Consider the following 16764-nt stretch of genomic DNA (forward strand, 5'->3'; position numbering starts at 1 on the left):
CCGGCTGCCGCTTATGGCAGCCCCGGGGTTGAACAAGCGTACCCGGTGTATATCCCGCATCCTCAATCGTTTCCCAGCAGACCGTTAAAAACAACCGTTCCTGAGGATCCATCGTCTCCGCTTCCCTTGGGGAGATCCGGAAAAATTGCGGGTCAAAGCAATCCGGATCGTCGATGAAGCCTCCCCAGCGGGACACCGGCTTGCCCGAAGGCGAAACAATATCCTTATAGCTTTCCCATTGCCAGCGGGTGGACGGAACCTGGCGGATACTATCCTTGCCCGCCTTCAAATTGTCCCAAAAGGCGGCTAGCCCGTCCGCATCGGGATACCTTCCGGCCATCCCGATAATAGCAATGTCACCGTCCGCACCGGCATCTGGCGATGGCAGGGCGTTCGCTGCCGCTTGTTCCCGGCCTTGCGGCTGGTCGGCGGACCTGAAGGACGGGATGTTTCCGTACGTATCCTTCCTGCCAAAACGACCAGAATAGGCCGATGCCAAATAGTCGGCCAGCTGCAGGGCCGTCGTATGCTCGAACAGCAGCGTTGGCGGCACAGCGTCTCCGATCTCATTTTCGATGGCATTCGCAATGGCAAGCAGGCCTGCCGAATCGAGACCCAGCTCGTAATAGCCGGCATGGGGATTCAGCTCTTCTTCCGTCTTCTGCAGCTGTTCCGCCAGAAGCTTCCGCACGAGCTTCAGCGCTGCCGCAGCCCCCGCCGCATGGCTCTGCTGCTGTTGTCCGTCCGGGCGAGACTCACCGATAATAATTTCCGCTCCCGTATTGTCTTGGCGAATCAGCTTCATTGTGAAGTTCGTCAGCTCAGCTACTTTACTCCCTTGATTATCGTAATAACTGATCGTCATCGATAGCAGCTCTCCCCTTTGTTGGACGGAAGAGGAGAGTACCTCGGCGGAACAGCCGGTCTGCAGCAGTCCCGAAGCGCGGAACGATTCGTAAAATAACGGCAGCAGCAGACCTTTCCCGGTCTGTAATCCACCCTTGAACAAGCCCCCGAGAATCCCGGCCCCGCTTCCGTCCAGGAGTACGGGATGGAACATAAATTTGTCCGCCGTCAGGAGCGCCTCCTCGCTGACAGCCGTTTCCATGATGTAGGCTTTGTCTGTTTCCCATAACGTTCCCGCAGCTTTCATGAAACCGGTATGCAAGACGCCGCGCTGCGTCCACTCCTCGTACATCCTGCCCAGATCCCGGGAACGCGCCGGGGCCGACTTGTATTCGTCCGGATATAGCTTATCGTCGAACAGTACGGGCCCGATCCGGTGCATTTCTGCCACTGCATACAAGATTTCCTCACCGGAGCATATTCCGCTGCGCCGGCTCCGGCCCCCGAAGCGCACCGCCCAGCGGCCTTCCGCAGTTTCCGTCACCTGGATGGTGAGCACAATATCCTCGCCGGGCCGGGCGGTCAATGGCTGATGGATGGACAGATTGCGCAGTTCAAGCTCGTTGAACCGGTATTTGTACTTCCGGAAGATTTGATAAAGTATATCGATATAGGCCTGGCCTGGCAGAAGCGATTGTCCGCAGACCTGATGATGCCGAATCATCGGATTATTTTGATTAAAGACCAGCTGCTGCTTCATTCGTGATCCTCCTTTAGGCGTACGATTCCCAGATGATCGGTTCGCTCTCCGCTTCACCCGGCTGCGAATCGTCAGTCCCCTCAAGCCCGGTGGTGACGCCCGGCCCTCCATACGGCTCCATAGCCGGCAGCGGCAGCGGACGGCGGAGCACATCCGGTACGCGAAGCTCCTCCCAGCCTTCGAGGATGATATGCGCGTTCGTGCCTCCGTCCGCAAAACAGTTCAGCGCTGCGGTACGGGGACCCGCCCACTCCTGATGCTCCCTGCTGAAATAAAAAGGCGAAGCGCCGATATCGAAATGTTTCATCGGCGTATGGCCGGACAGGAACGGAACATACCCCCGGCGATCCAGCATCAAGACAAGCTTAATCAAGCCGGCGATACCTTCTGCACACAGCGGATGTCCAATGTTGGGCTTGGCAGACCCGATGCAAAGAGGCGGTCCGCCTGCCTTGCGGTACACGGCTTGGGTCGCCTTCAGCTCCAGCAGATCGTTCACCTCCGATCCTGACCCGTTCGCTTCGATGTAGCCGATCTCCTCCGGCTGCTTGCCGCTCCGGGCCAGTGCCTGGCGCATCACTTCTGTCTGCGCCGTATAATTCGGCGCGGCCGGTCCCGCTGTCCGTCCGTCATTGTTAACGGCAACTCCCTTAATGACCGCATAAATCCGGTCTCCGTCTTTCAGCGCTTGCGCTACAGGCTTAAGCAGTACGATTCCTGCTCCTTCCGACAGCACCACGCCACTCGCTTTCCCGTCGAAGATATGGAATTGCGGCTCAGGACTCAGGATGCCGCGCTGCCGGAACAGCCGGTGCGATTTGTCGGATACGAGCAGACTGACACCGCCGACAAGCGCGCATTCGATCTCGCCGGCAAGCAGTGCCTGTACCGCCACGTTCAAGCCGACGAGCGCCGACGAGCAGGCCGTATCCAAGACCACACTCGGACCCCGAAGGTCAAAATATTGCGAAATGTTAGCCGCCAAATAGTTCGTTCCGACCGCCAGAATCGGATTCCGGGCCTGGAGCAGGCTGGCTTCGTCCGGCTCGTGCCGGCTCCGCGCGCCGATATAGACTCCGATGCTGCGCTCCTTGATCTCCTCCGACACATAGCCTGCATGATGCCATGCCTTCAGGCTCTCCTCGAGCAGCAGCAGCGCTTGAGGGTCCATCGCGTTCGCGTCTTCCTCCGACAGGCGGAAATGTGAGGCAGGCATCGTGCGCGAACAGTCAAGCAGCCCTGCATAATCAGCTGCTCCACCCGTCCAGTTATCCCGGGTTACCGTTCGGATCGCCGACCTTCCCTCTGACAATAGCCGCCAGTAGCCGTCCGGTGTCTCCGCTCCCGGGAAACGGCAGGACAGGCCGATGACCGCGATATCGGCCGGCCCCGTTCCTGTCCTCACTGCCGTGGCAGGAACGGGGTCTGCCTTTGGTGCGGGGATCGGTTGAACCGGCTGCTTCTCCCGGCCGTTTAGCATCGCTCCGAGAATCCCCTTGTCCTTATCCGAAGCTCCTTCTTCCGGATTCGTTGCGGCCCCCAGGGAGAACGATGCGCCGTGTTTATCCGCCAGCCACTCCGACAGCAGGCGGATAGTCGGATATTCATATAATACCGACGGGTCCAGATCAATGCCGGCCGACTGCCGTACGGTCCGCAGCACCTGGGCAAGCATTATGGAATCGACGCCGTATTCGGTGAACGGCGTATCGGGATCAAGCCGCGACTGGGCAAGCTTCAGTTCATTCGCAAAGACGCCGGTCAAGAGTGCCGACACGGAATACAGAAGGCCTTCTCTCCCGTCTTGTCCGGTATTATGGGCCGTCCCCTGCCGCAAAGGCTGAGACTGCGATTCCCCCTGCCCGCTCCCCAGTCTGCGCAGCAGCAGCTGTTCCGGCTTCCAGTGCTGCGGATCGACGACGGCCGGCAGCACGACCGGTCCAAGACCCCGGGCTAGAATACGATCCAGCAGCCTTAAGCCTTCGTCATTCGTATGCGACAGCAGACCACTTTGCCGATAGATCCGGCTCTTCACTTCGCCTATGCCCGTTTCCTTCCAATTGGGCCACTGGACGCTGACAACCGGGATTTCCCCGCGCCATGCCTGTGCCGCGTAATCCATATAAGCATTCGCCATTGCATAATCACTCTGTCCGGATGCAAGCGCCGGCACAATGGACGACACGGACGAGAACAGCACGAAGAACTGCAGAGGCTCGCTTTTCATGCAGCGGAGCAATACATCCAGCCCCGCTGTTTTTGGAGCCAGCACCTCCCGGATGCCGCTGCCTGATTTACGGATAAACGCCGGCGTCTCCTGATCGACGATCCCGGCGCAATGAAGCACGCCGCCGATCCGGCCCCAGGCGGCTCTGACTTCATCGAAGCAGCGGCGCACCGCCTCCTCATCGGTCAGATCAAGGGACAGCACTTTCACCTCGGCCCCCAGTGCCTCGAGCTCTCTTACGGCCCGGATTTTCCGCCCGATCGCGCTGTCTGCGTCCGCCTCGTATGCCTCCCACTGCGCCCGGGGCGGAAATGCTTCCCGCCCCGTCAGCACCAGCCGCCTAACACCCCGGCGGTTGACGAAGTGCTTCGCGCAGAGCGCCCCTATGCCGCGGGTGCCCCCGGTAATCCACAGCGTTTGCCCTTCCGGAAACGAGACGGGCGTCGCTTCTCCGCTATCCATAGGCAGCTCACCCAAGCAGGCGCGGTACCGCGTCCCGCTTAGGTAGCGCACCTCGGCCTCCTCACTATCCGTCAGCAGCTCTGCCGCAATCGTCTCCGCCATAATAGGCTCGCCGCAATCCGGTCCGAAGTCCACATGCCTTGAACGAAGATGACTGTATTCGCTCTGCAGCATCCGGTACAAGCCGGCCCGCACAGCACCCGACAGATTGCCCGGGCCATTCTCCGCCTCCAGCCCCCGGGTTACGCCGATCAGCTTCATAACGTCCCGGCTCCCGAATTCGACCAGCCGCTGAAGCCAGGTTATCCAGTCTTCCACCTCATCGCTCCGCTGCTTCCCGCAGCCGATTAAGTCGATGAGACCCGAATAGGCCGCTTGCTCCGGTGCGGGCTTGTCCAGCTCACCGCGCAGCTGCTCCGGGCCCATGATCTGGGCCGGAGCAAGCTTATGCGACAGCAGCAGCGCTAACGGCTTCGTCTCCTCCGACGCCAGAATGGCGACCGTTCCGCGGTTGCTGCCCGGCTCTGCCCGGAGAGGGCAAGGCTCCCATTCCTTCCGCAGTATCCGCAGGCTGCGCCCGGCATGCGCATCTTCGCCATTACGCTGCGCCTCCTGCCGGTGCTGTTCCGCCGCCGAGATGTCCCCGGCATCTTGTTCAGGCGGCAGCCAATACCGTTCCTTCAGGAACGGATACGTCGGCAGGCTGATCCGCCGGGGCTTGCGGTCCCCATACCATGCGTCCCAGTCCGCCGCCGCCCCTTGTACCCACAGCTCAAGCGCCGGTTTCGCCTTCTTTTGCCGGATACAGCGGTTCATCAGGGGAGTCAGCTCCTGCTCCAGCAGGCGCCGGTCGGTGAGTGCACGGCCTGTAACCATACCGTCTCCCCCGCCAGCAGACAGGTAACTGTTCAATGCATCAATAACCGCTTTTCTGGAATCCGCCTGAAAAGCAAGCCGTACGTCCATTGCATCACGGCCAGTCTGCAGCGTATAGGCAACATCGGCCAAATCGATCTGCTCCCGGGTAGCGATCACAATTGCCAAGCTTCGGGCGTACTCCGCCAGCTGCTCACCGCTTTTGGCTGATAGCACGAACAACGGCTGAACGCCCCGCCCGGCGGAAGGTCTCTTGTCGGTATATTCCTCAAGGACAAGATGGGCATTGGTTCCGCTGAAGCCAAACGAACTGACCGCAGTGCGGCGCGGCGCACCATTTCGGCTCTCCCAGTTCTTCGTCTCCGTATTCACATAGAACGGCGAATCTTCGCAGGAATAATGCTCATTCGGCACCCGGTAGTGCAGCGTCGGGACGAGCTTCTTATGACGCATAAGCAGCACGGCCTTCTGGATGCCGGCGATGCCGGCTGCCCCGGATGTATGGCCAATATTGCTTTTCACGGAACCGATAGCGCAATAGCCTTTACGGCTCGTTCGTTCCTTAAATACGGCCGATATTGCCTCAAGCTCGATCGGATCGCCCAGCTTGGTGCCGGTTCCGTGCATCTCCACATAACCGATGCTCTCCGGATCAATGCCGTACTTCTCATAGATATCCCGCACAAGCTCCATCTGGCTGCTCAAGCTCGGCGCGGTGATGCCGTTCGTTCTCCCGTCCTGATTGATGCCCGATCCGAGAATGACACCATGAATGGAGTCACCGTCCGCCTCTGCGTCTCCCAGCCGTTTCAGGACGATAGCGCCGACTCCTTCGCCGGGTACGAACCCGTTGGCGCTGTTATCGAAGGCTTTGCACTGCCCGTCAGGTGAGAGCATGCCCGCATCGCACATCGAAACGTACGTTTCCGGGGTCAAATATAAGCTCACGCCGCCGGCCAGTGCCATATCGGTTTCCCGGTTCAATAACGCCTGGCAGGCCAGATGAACAGCAACAAGCGAGGAGGAGCAAGCCGTATCAATCGGGATCGCCGGCCCCTTCAGGTTCAGGTAATAAGCCAAGCGGGCGGCCGCTATGGCATGGCTGCTTCCCGTCGTATGGGCAAAGCCAAAGCCGGAAGACATGTCCGCCTTTCCTCTCTCTCTGCACAGCGCCCCGTATTCGCTGCTCATGATGCCGAGATATAGACCGCACTTCATGCCGTCCAGCCGCTGAGGGCTATACCCGGCGTCCTCAAACGCCTTGTATCCTTCCTGCAAAAACAACCGGTGCTGCGGATCCATCCATTCCGCTTCCGTCGGCGATATATGAAAAAAGAGCGGATCGAAATCCGCAAAGTCTTCGAGCATTCCCAGCCATTTGGCATAAACTTTTCCTTTTTGAGGATGCGGATTGTAGTAGTTGCCGGTATTCCAGCGCGACGGGGGAATCTCCTTGACGGAATTCCTTCCCGCCGACAAATTGTCCCAATACTGCGGCAAATCGTCAGCCTCCGGATATTTGCCGGACATTCCGACAATCGCGATGGCTTCCCGGCCGGCAACCGTCCGGTCCGCAGGCTTATTCCGCCGCCCGTCTATGTTCGTATACGATTCGGCTGCGGCTGTCTGTCCTTTGCCGGATGCCAGCAGCGCCTTGGCTTCATCCGGCCGGATTTCCTTTCGCATCAGCGCCTGCAATATTTGTTCCGCATTCATCGGCATTCCCTCTTTTGCCATAAATTCAATTCCCGAACAAGTTCATAATCCGGTCCCGCACTTCATCCTGAAAGAACGTCTTGGTGTGCATATCAAGCTCCTGCTGCACAACTTCCGGAAGCTCCCTGCGCAAAGAAGCGGTCAAATGGTCTTTGAGCGTTATTAAGGATATTCTTGGTTTCTCCGCTAACTGTCTGGCTACGCCGTACGCATGCTCCAACACTTCATTCCTTGGAAGTACAGGGAACGGAATACCTCTTTTCTGCAGCTCCGCGCCCCGATAGCTGCCTGCGCTGAGGAGCATTTCCTGTGCCAGGCTCATGCCCAGCTTACGGGGTACGATCAGCGTGGAGCCGAAGCCGGGCGTAAAGCCGTATTTCATAAAATTCGTATTGTATACGCTTTCCAAACTAAGAATGACTATATCTGAAAATAACCCGAGCACGAATCCGCCGCCAATTCCGTGACCCTGCATGGCGGATATCACCGGAATTTTGCAATTTAAGGCCAGGCTGTACACATCGAGATCGGTGAACCGGGCACGGCCTTCATGAAGGCTTAGCAGTGACTCACGGGTACCGCCGGAGGCAAAGTAGCTGTCGTATCCGGTCAGAATGACCGCTTTGCCGTCCGGATTGGCATCGATCTCCGCAAAGGCAGACCGCAGCCCGGCGATCAGCTCTCCGGAGAACATATTCCGGTTAGCACGGTCCTCCATCGTAATTTGGAAAATGCCTGCTTCCGCTTCATCCAGCCGAACGACCGAAGAGAACATTGCCATCAGCCCCCCCAGCTGTATTCACGGTGATAATCCCGGACCTGTACAAGCTCCAGCCGGCCTTTACCCCGCAGCGCCTGCCAAGCCTCCGGGATCAGCTGCGAATGGGGCTTCGCATTACGGGTTCCGAATTTGATCGCCTGCGTATCCCGCAATAGCTCATCGTATTCCGCCATTGACAGCGGATAACGTTCGCCCAGCGCCCGTTCGATGCCGAAACGCCGCTGCCGCCGCTGGCCTTCCGCCGTCACGACACCACTATAAAACTCGGAGCAGCATCCCGAGCCGTAAGAGAAACAGCCGATTCGCCCCGGCGTCTCGAAGCTGCCCTGGTCGATGGTGCCGGCGAGAGACAGAAACAGGGTCGCACCCATAATGTTGCCTACCCGCTGGCAATAACTGATTCCCGGCATAACACGCCGGAGGAAATCCTCCTCGATTTCAGCCTGACCCGCCTTTGCTTCCTTTCGCATCATGGTGCGGTGGGCACCTTTGACCATTCCGCCGAATGGCGTATGGCTGGCCAGATATTGGAACGTGCTCCGGTAATCCGCGCCGATTACCCGCTTTTTGTATTCCTGGAACGTTTGCTGGCAGCAATCCAGGTAGGAGAGCAAGGATAGATCCACATCGCCCGCCTCCGTATCCGGAACGGGGCGGCAGGTATCCATCACTTCATATCCGTAATAACCGTTCGCTCCGATATCGGCTTCGAATACAGCCGGATTCTCGCCGACCAGCACCGCTGCTGCACCCGAGCCACCGCTCGGTTCAGCGAACGACCAGTCCGCCCCTTCGGCCTCGGCGGCGTCAGCTGCCGAGAACCGGGAGATGTCCGTCGCGATCACCAACGCCTTGGCTCCGGGCGAGGTTTGCGACAATACGAAATTGACGGCCATCTGGAATCCTGCTGTACCGGAATAACAGGCCTGTTTGATTTCGAATAGCCGGCAGTTCCGGCTTAAGCCCAAATAATGATGGATGTAGGTGCTGAGCGATTTGCCGAAATCGATGCCCGATTCCGTGCAAGTCACAAGCAGCTCTATCCGCCCGATCTCCTCCGGTGTCATATCATCGAGGAGCGGTTTGGCGGCGTTGACACCGAACGTAACGGCATCCTCGTAGGGCATCGCCACCGTTTTTTCCTTCACCAGCAAATTCTCGAACCGGGAGGTGTCCAGGCTGCGGAATTTGGCCAGCTCGAGAACATCCAATCTGGCCGACCCGCCATACACATTCATCGCTTCGATTCCAACCGAGACCATCGTATCGCACTCCCATCGTTTATTTTGAAGCTCCCGTATAGCGAAGCTGCTGCAAGTAATGACCGGCTTGGCCGCTGTCCAGCGTCCCCGTGTATACCTTTTCCAATATCTCGTCGACCGACAGCTCGGCCTCAGCCGTGCCCGCGTTAGGCGGACCCTCCTTTTCTGTCTGCGTTTCCTGTACGTATTCCGCAAAATCATACAGTGTCGGATAGGCGTAGATTTGGGTTGCCGTTATTGCTGTACCGAATAGGCGGTTAACCGTCTGAATCCATTCCACACCGATGACCGAATCCAGCCCCAAATCAACAAATTTCCGGGAAGGATCAATCTCTTCAGGCTTCAAATACAAAGCTTCCGCCAAGCTTAAAGCCAGCTGCTTCAGCAGATCTGACGGCCCTGCGGATGGAGCGGACACCGGCGGGTGAAGGACGGCTTCCTCCTTCGGCAGATCAGCAATATGCCCCTCGGATGATGGGGATATCAGCTGAACCAAATACCCGGAAAAATCTCGTAGTGTCGGATACTCGTACACTTTCGTTGCCGGAATTTTCGTGCCGTACCGTTTGTTAAGGGTCTGAATCCATTCGACCCCGATAATGGAATCCAGCCCGAAATCAACAAACTTCCCGCCCGGGTCGATCTCGCTGCGCTTCATGTAGAGCGCCTCAGCCAAGCTAAGTGCCAGTTCTTCCTGTAACGCGTGCTCGTTACCGGCTTCGCACAGGTCCGGCCTGCGCTGCGGTTCCCTGCCGCTGGACGCTCCGGCGGTATGGGGTAGCAATTCGGAGGAAGGCTTGAGCGAGATGAAAGGTCTGGAACGGTCTGCCGCTTGTACGGTGCTCTTGGACCCGTATTCGGTTACCGGCCGCAACGCTGTTATCCCCTGCAGCTCCGAAACTTCCTGCGTGCGGGCGTCAGCCGTTGAAGCCGTCTGCGGCTCTACATGCGGCTTTGCCGCGGCCGGAGCTGAGACCGCCGGGTATGAACCGGACTCGTACCCTACCGGCGCAGTGTCCGGCGCTTTCGGCTGCTGCTCCGAGGCCCCTTTGCCCCTTCTGTCACCAATCCAATACCTCTCCCGCTGGAACGGATAGGTTGGCAGTCCAATCCGGGGAACGGGAACGCCGGCGTACATCGCCTTCCAATCGAGATCGTAGCCTGCGGCGTACAGCTCCGCCAACGCGTGCAGTCCGTTCTCCAGGGCCGCGCCCCGTACCGATTCTATTTCCCTGATAATGCCCTGTCCCAGCTCTTCGAAGAGCGGTTGACGGCGGAATTTTCCATTCACGCCAAGGTGCCCGGCACTGAAATACCCGCCCGTATCGCGTCCTTCAAGCAGCGCCTCAAGCTTATCCTTCATATCCTCCCGGCTTTGAACGACGAAGGCGGCCCGTGCCCCTGCGAAATGCTCCCTGCCGTTCAGCAATGCGGCGCATACTTCGGCGATCCGGTACGATCCTCCATTCCGTTCGAGCCATAGCAGTAAATCTCTCGCCCGGTTCTGTAACGCTTGCTCCGATTTAGCGGATATGCACAGCAGTTCGTGTGAACGGTCCAGCGGGGACAGAATCTTCCGCTCCGGCGCTTCTTCCACCAGCACATGGGCATTCGTGCCTCCGGACCCGAAGCTGCTGACGCCTCCCCTGCGCAGCGGATGACCTTCCGGCAAAGGCCAGGACTGCTGCTCCGAGGCAACGAAGAAGGGGGACTGGTCCAGCGAGCAATGCGGATTCAGCTCATGAAAATGCAGTGAAGCCGGAATACTCCGGTTCCGCATGCTGACCACAAGCTTAAGCAGCCCGGCGATCCCCGCAGCTCCCTCGAGATGTCCGATATTCGTCTTAATCGAGCCTAGGCCGCAGTAAGGCTGCGGGGAATCCTCCGTTTTACCGCCGGACAGCCTGGTGAACGCCTCCTTCAAGCCGCCGATCTCCACCGGATCACCGAGCGAAGTGCCCGTTCCGTGCGCTTCGATATAGCCAACCGTTTCGGGAGCAAAGCCAGCCTTACGAAGAGCGGCGGCTACCAGATCGGCCTGCTTGGCCGGATTCGGAACCGTAAGTCCGCCGGCCTGGCCTCCATGGTTAACAGCCGTGCCTTTGATAACGGCAAGGATGGTATCCTGATCCCGCAGCGCTTGATCAAGCGGCTTCAGCAGCACCATGCCGGCTCCTTCCCCGCGCACGTATCCGTTCGCTTCGGCATCGAACGTGCGGCAGGCACCGTCCTTCGACAGCATCCCCGCCTGGTAATAGGTGATGCTGTTGGCCGGGTGGCACATCAGATGGATGCCGCCCACAAGCGCCTGCCCGCATTCCCCATCGGTCATGGAACGTACGGCCTCATGAATGGCTACAAGCGAGCTGGAGCAGGCCGTATCGATCAACAGACTCGGGCCATGCAGATTAAAATAATACGAAAGGCGGTTCGGCAGGGCCGCCATAGAAGCGCCAGGGCCGTAGTAAACCTCGTGCTTATCCAGCAGCCTCTGATAATCAGAGCCGCTGGCCCCGATAAACACACCCGTATCGCTACCGGCCAGCTCCTTGGCCGGATAACCTGCGTGCTCGAAGCATTCCCAGGCAAGCTCAAGCAGCAGACGCTGCTGCGGGTCAATCCATTCGGCTTCCTTCGGGGAGATCCGGAAAAACGAAGGATCGAAGCCCGAAATATCGTCCAAAAAACCGCCCCTATCGATCCCCCTATGGGATTGAGCCGTATCGACGGAATCCGGCCACTCCCATCTGCCGTCCGGCATACGCCCGACGGCGTTTCTTCCTTCCTGCAGCAGCTCCCACAGTTCATCCAGATTGGACACGCCTCCGGGAAACCGGCAGGCGGCGGCAACGATAGCGATACCGTTATCCGGTGCCGCTTCGCCAATCCTGGCAGCAGCTTGACGCAGGTTCCCGCTATCCGTGCAATCCGGAGCATCAACGGGCTTCACAGCGGCAACCTCCTCTTCGGCTTGCGGCTCCTGAGGGGCAGCCTGATCCTCCAAGTAAGCAACGATGAGCTGCGGCGTATTATATTGAAAGAAAAAGGCCGGCTCCAATCGGACAGAAAACTCGTGGCTGATCCGTTCGTTCAGCTCCAGCAGATCCGCCGAATCCAGTCCCATCTCCATCAAAGGCTGGTCCATGGAGAATTCTTGACCGCCCCCCAGGACGAGACCGATAACCTTCGTCACGTAGTCGCGGATCAAGCCGTTTCGGGATGGAACATTTCTGGCCGGCAGCGGCATCTTCGCCGCGGGTAACGCTTTCACTTCTTCAGGCGAAGGCGATGCTGCATGCTTAAGCTTCTGATGCCGGTGCTGCAAATCGTATTCGATCCAGACGCCTTGACCCTCGTTCGCGGTATCGAGCGGCCGGTAGCCCGGTATCAATTGCTTAATCTCCGCCCCATGCCATTCGTGAAATCTTAAATTCGGGTCCGCCGGGCTGCCATGCTCGTTGCGCAGCCGGATATAATCCTCCAGCGGGACCCCGGAATTCCGCGAGTAATTCTTGCACCGGGTAATGCCTGCTACGGTATGTACTCCGCTAATCAGGCTGCATCGCAGCAGCATAAATTCCAGCAGCTGGTCCCCCAAATTCCGGTGCTGCATCCCGGGCAGAATGTTCAGTCCAAGCAGCTGGACTACCGGTCCATTCTCCTCTTGCAGCTCTTCCAACCGGCCGAAGGAAGCCTGCCTCAGCTGCCCGGATGCTCCAATTCTCTGGGAGTACACCGCTCCGGCTATTCTTCCATCCACTTCAAGGACAAGCTGACCCGCCGGGTCCTGCTCCCATCTGCTCCGGATGGAGGAGGGCGGTGTTCGAAGATCCGGCTCCCAGCATGCCTCCTCCAGCTCCTCTAGAGCCGGCATATCGTCCAGACGGGCATACCGGATTCTATAGTCTCTCCGTTCGAACCGGTTCAAGGTAATACGGCCGAAGGGCATCGTCTTTGGGTATTTGCGGAAATAATTAGAATCCGGAAACAAGCCCGCCTCGGATGCGGCCATTAGAAACTGCTCTGCACTTACAAGAAGCTGCTGGGAGAAAGCGTGGTAGGCATCGAAATGCAAGCTTTCGCATTTGCTTATATAATCGCGTACAGTCCGCGTCTCCAGGCCGTGTACCTCCAGGATGATTATACCGTCCTTACCCATGACGGATGCCCAGCGTTCCAGATGCTCCACCAGGCTTTGAAACACGTCGGTTCCCGGAATCTCATTCCCTTCCGAATCGGTATACGGCTGGTCGAAACGGACCCGCGAGCGGGCAGCGGCCGACACCTGATCTGCCGGCGGCAGGTAGGGGCGGTCATGATCGAGAAACGAACGGACATGCAGAATATGCTCCGGGTCCCCGATCCCTAGCTCCCTCAAATCCCGGATCACCTGGGCCGGATCTCCAATATTGCCCTTGAGCACCAGATGCTCCGTCCCCTGCAGGGTCAGGCTTGTCGCGTCCAGCGCCTTCCCGTTATAATCGATGCCGATCAGCTTAAGCGGATATTCCTGCAAATGCCGGCCCCGGACCGTTTTATCCCGGATGATGGCATGCATCTTCTTCAGCAGGGAGCCGTCCCCGCATCCCATGTCGGCAATATATTTCGGCTGCTCCGCGAGCGGCTCACGGTTGAATATCGCCAGGACGATTTCCTCCATATCGGAGAAATATTTCTCATGCTGAAATCCGCTGCCCACGACATTCAACGTCCGGTCGATATGCAGCTCATGCCCTTCCCCGTCATGTCCGAAGACCGCCCTGGAATCCCCGAACAGAATCTCGTCCATACTCAGGAGCATCGGCCGGTAGGCGGCCATCGCCGCGGTAATGAAAATACGGTCCACCATAAAGCGGCCCGTATCAGTCAGGCAATCCTCGTCCTTAACTTGCGCCAGCCAGCCGTGATGTGAAAAGTAACGCTTAATCTCCTTACGGGTGCGCGCCCCCATGTTCTTCAGCAGCAGCGTGTTGCTTCCGTCTTGCCCGTAGCTTAGCTGGCCGTTTTCTTTCAGTGCCAGGAGGAGCGGAATCACCAGCAAGCCGTCCATAAACCGGGCCATGACCGGGTCCTGCATATCCCACTGCCGCTCCGACCGTTCGATCCAATGCTCCAGTGTGAGCTTGGATGGGTTTCTTTTTAAATATGATTTCATCGGAAAAGACAACAGCGGCACGCCTTCCTCCCGCATCTGTTCATGAACATCGGCCGAAGCCGTGCGGATATAAGCATCCCCTTCGCTTCTCTCCACCCAATGCATCGATTCAAGCATGTTCAGCGCGATGCGTAAAAAACCCTTGTTGGCGTTCAGTTTCCCGCAAAGCTCCTGAAATGAAACCGGGTCCGTCAAGGACAGCTCCGCGAAAAGTCCCTGCTTGCTGCATGCTGCAATGACGGGAATGGCTATATAGCCATTACTATAATCGTTCAATATCGTCAGCATAGATTATTCGTCCTCCCAAGGAAATTGTCCCTTCTCCACATAGCGGTAAATCTTCTCCAGATTCCGGGGGTCCGCGAAAATCTTCTCGTTAGCCGCCAAAGCTAACGGTTTGGATGTCGTCAATATCCCGCGCAGCTCGTTCATATAGGTTTTGTAATGCGCAATCGCGGGTTTCGGCAGCTTCTTGAGCCGGAGTAAATGCCTGCGGAGCAGCATTTCGCTGTCCGGGCCGTACCCGTCCACAATCCCCCACGCATGCGCTTCCTGTACCGGAATCGGCTTCGTTGTGAGGGTCATGTAATGAGCCTTCTGAAAGCCCGTCCGCCGAATGAGAAACGGTAATACGCAAGCAGGAAAAAGCCCGAACAGAAGCTCGGACAAGCTGAACTCCGCCTTCTCGTCTGCCAGCACGATATCGCAAGCGGCTGCGAAGCCTACCCCTCCGGCGTTCGCTTTGCCTCTGACATGGGCAATCGTAATGAATGGACCTGTCGCCAGCTTCTGCCACAGGGCATACAAAGGTTCCGGACGATTCTCCAGCGGCTCCCCCGCCGTCAGCTTCGCATGTATACCCTTGAAGTCAGCACCTGTGCAGAAAATACCGTCCATGCCTTCCAGTACAATGACCGACGCACTTTCCTCACATTGCGCCAGCGCGTGTGAGCATTCTTCGACCAACCGGTCGTTTATCGTATTGCCGGCTTCCGGACGGTACAGCTGAAGATAACAGACCTGCCCCTCAACCCGGACCTTAATCGTGTCATAGTTCATGAGGTCCACCTGTATTCCCGGTGATATTCACGGATTTCCTCCAGAACAAGGCGTGCACTCCCGCTTACAGACTTCAGTGCGCCGGGCAGTACTTCCGGATCAATCTTCAGATTGCGTGTGCCGAACCGAAGCGCGTTCGCAGGCTGGAACAACGATTCATATTCGTCAATCGATAGCGGATAACGCTCATCGAGCTGTTGGCCGATCATGAAACTGCGCTGAAGCTCCTGTCCCTTAGCTGAAGCAACTCCGCTAAAAAATTCGGAGCAGCAGCCGGAGCCGTAAGAGAAGCAGCCGATTCGGCCCGGCGTATCGAGACTTGCATGATCGATCGTACTCGCCAGCGAGAGCAGTGCCGTCGCGCCCATAATATTGCCTACCCGCTGGCAATACACCATACCGGGCCTAACCCGCCTTTGGAAGTCCGCTTCAATTTCAGGCGGCTTCGCCTGGACCAGCTTCCGCATCATCGAACGGTGGGCGCCCTTCACCATTCCCCCGAAAGGGGTATGGAAAGCGAGATATTGAAATGTCTCCCTGTAATCGGCTTCCGGCACCCTTTTTTTGTACTCCCGGAATGTCTGCTCGCAGCAGTCCAGATATGACATTAAGGATAAGTCGGCATCGCCTGCTTCGCTGTCGGGAACCGGGCGGCAGCTGTCCATCACTTCATAGCCGTAATATCCGCTCGCCCCTACGTCGATCTGGAATACATACGGACGGGAGCTGACCAGCACAGCAACAGCGCCGGCCCCGGCGCTCGGTTCGGCGAACGACCAATCAGCCGTCAGCACCTCCCCCGGCTCCACAGTCATGAAGCGGGAAATATCCGTCGCGACGACGAGCGCCTTCGCACCCGGTGATGCTTGAGACAGCACGAAGCTGATGGCCGTCTGCAGGCCCGCGATGCCCGAGTAACAGGCCTGCTTGATCTCGAATAACCGGCAGTTCCGGTTCAGACCCAAATAATGATGTATATAGGTGCTAATCGACTTGCCAAAGTCGATGCCTGATTCCGTACAGGTGATAAGCAGCTCAATCCGTTCCTTTTCTTCCGGCGGCAACGCATCAACTAGCGGCTTTGCCGCATTCACGCCGAATGTGACCGGATCTTCGAACGGCAGCGCGACAGCCTTTTCTTTCATCATCAAATTGTCGAACCGGGTTGTATCCAATCCGCGATGCTTGGCCAGCTGCAGCACGTCCAGAAAGGCGGACCCTCCATAGATATTCAACGCTTCAATTCCGACAGGCATTCTATTCCTCGCCCTCTCTGCTTTAAGTTTCTTCATATCTGCTAAGACATATAGCCGTATTCATTCCGCTGAAGCCCGGGCGGGCAGCAGCGCATATGGCGAGCCCCCATCCGTAACGCCTTACGCTTCCATATCATACTTATGGTGACAAAGCTGCTCGCCTCCTTTCCTTTGGCAGGGCCCCCTTAGGGTTCAATGCCGGACGATACTGCCGCATTCCCCTTTCCCGGACAAAATAAAAAGACCGGACACGGGTGTGTCTAGTCTTTACATATATGTATTGAAATTTGGAACTCATAATGTCGACAGCTTCGCCCTTTCATGCTTCCTTCCGGAAGGCACTACCATTTCTATCATATATCCA

7 protein-coding genes and 1 pseudogene are annotated in these 16764 nt (G+C 57.8%); all 8 read right to left on the minus strand.

The genetic code is table 11. The features are described 5' to 3' along the window. The coding region (locus tag QW71_RS02695; RefSeq protein ID WP_039292952.1) for a beta-ketoacyl synthase N-terminal-like domain-containing protein at positions 1–1606 on the minus strand (1606 nt) is incomplete at its 3' end. A 13-nt stretch (positions 1607–1619) separates the two neighbouring features. After that, entirely contained in the window at positions 1620–4721 is a 3102-nt protein-coding gene (locus QW71_RS42125) for a type I polyketide synthase (RefSeq protein WP_373604757.1), read from the minus strand. Between the two features lie 57 nt (positions 4722–4778). Then, positions 4779–6722, minus strand: a pseudogene (locus QW71_RS42130) (beta-ketoacyl synthase N-terminal-like domain-containing protein); the annotation flags it as partial. A 190-nt stretch (positions 6723–6912) separates the two neighbouring features. Next, positions 6913–7662, minus strand: coding sequence for a polyketide synthase (locus tag QW71_RS02705; protein WP_039293177.1), 750 nt, complete (start codon positions 7660–7662; stop codon positions 6913–6915). A 5-nt stretch (positions 7663–7667) separates the two neighbouring features. Beyond that, positions 7668–8930, minus strand: coding sequence for a hydroxymethylglutaryl-CoA synthase family protein (locus tag QW71_RS02710; protein ID WP_039292955.1), 1263 nt, complete (start codon positions 8928–8930; stop codon positions 7668–7670). A gap of 19 nt (positions 8931–8949) precedes the next feature. Continuing rightward, the gene (locus tag QW71_RS02715) at positions 8950–14373 is read right to left on the minus strand and encodes a beta-ketoacyl synthase N-terminal-like domain-containing protein (RefSeq protein WP_052769848.1); all 5424 of its coding nucleotides are present in this window, start codon (positions 14371–14373) and stop codon (positions 8950–8952) included. 3 nt (positions 14374–14376) lie between these two features. Beyond that, the gene (locus QW71_RS02720) at positions 14377–15144 is read right to left on the minus strand and encodes an enoyl-CoA hydratase/isomerase (protein ID WP_039292958.1); all 768 of its coding nucleotides are present in this window, start codon (positions 15142–15144) and stop codon (positions 14377–14379) included. Beyond that, positions 15141–16400: a hydroxymethylglutaryl-CoA synthase family protein gene (locus QW71_RS02725; RefSeq protein ID WP_039292961.1), complete on the minus strand. Its 1260-nt coding sequence runs from the start codon at positions 16398–16400 to the stop codon at positions 15141–15143. The genes QW71_RS02720 and QW71_RS02725 overlap by 4 nt, the downstream gene beginning before the upstream one ends. Positions 16401–16764: the final 364 nt, after the last annotated feature.

Source organism: Paenibacillus sp. IHB B 3415, from assembly GCF_000802655.2.
GTDB lineage: Bacteria > Bacillota > Bacilli > Paenibacillales > Paenibacillaceae > Paenibacillus_AQ > Paenibacillus_AQ phytohabitans.

Bases quoted from the DNA above. Each gene is read 5' to 3' on its own strand.
- QW71_RS42125 (WP_373604757.1), bottom strand. From the start codon at position 4,721: ATGGGCCCGGAGCAGCTGCGCGGTGAGCTGGACAAGCCCGCACCGGAG.
- QW71_RS02705 (WP_039293177.1), bottom strand. From the start codon at position 7,662: ATGTTCTCTTCGGTCGTTCGGCTGGATGAAGCGGAAGCAGGCATTTTC.
- QW71_RS02710 (WP_039292955.1), bottom strand. From the start codon at position 8,930: ATGGTCTCGGTTGGAATCGAAGCGATGAATGTGTATGGCGGGTCGGCC.
- QW71_RS02715 (WP_052769848.1), bottom strand. From the start codon at position 14,373: ATGCTGACGATATTGAACGATTATAGTAATGGCTATATAGCCATTCCC.
- QW71_RS02720 (WP_039292958.1), bottom strand. From the start codon at position 15,144: ATGAACTATGACACGATTAAGGTCCGGGTTGAGGGGCAGGTCTGTTAT.
- QW71_RS02725 (WP_039292961.1), bottom strand. From the start codon at position 16,400: ATGCCTGTCGGAATTGAAGCGTTGAATATCTATGGAGGGTCCGCCTTT.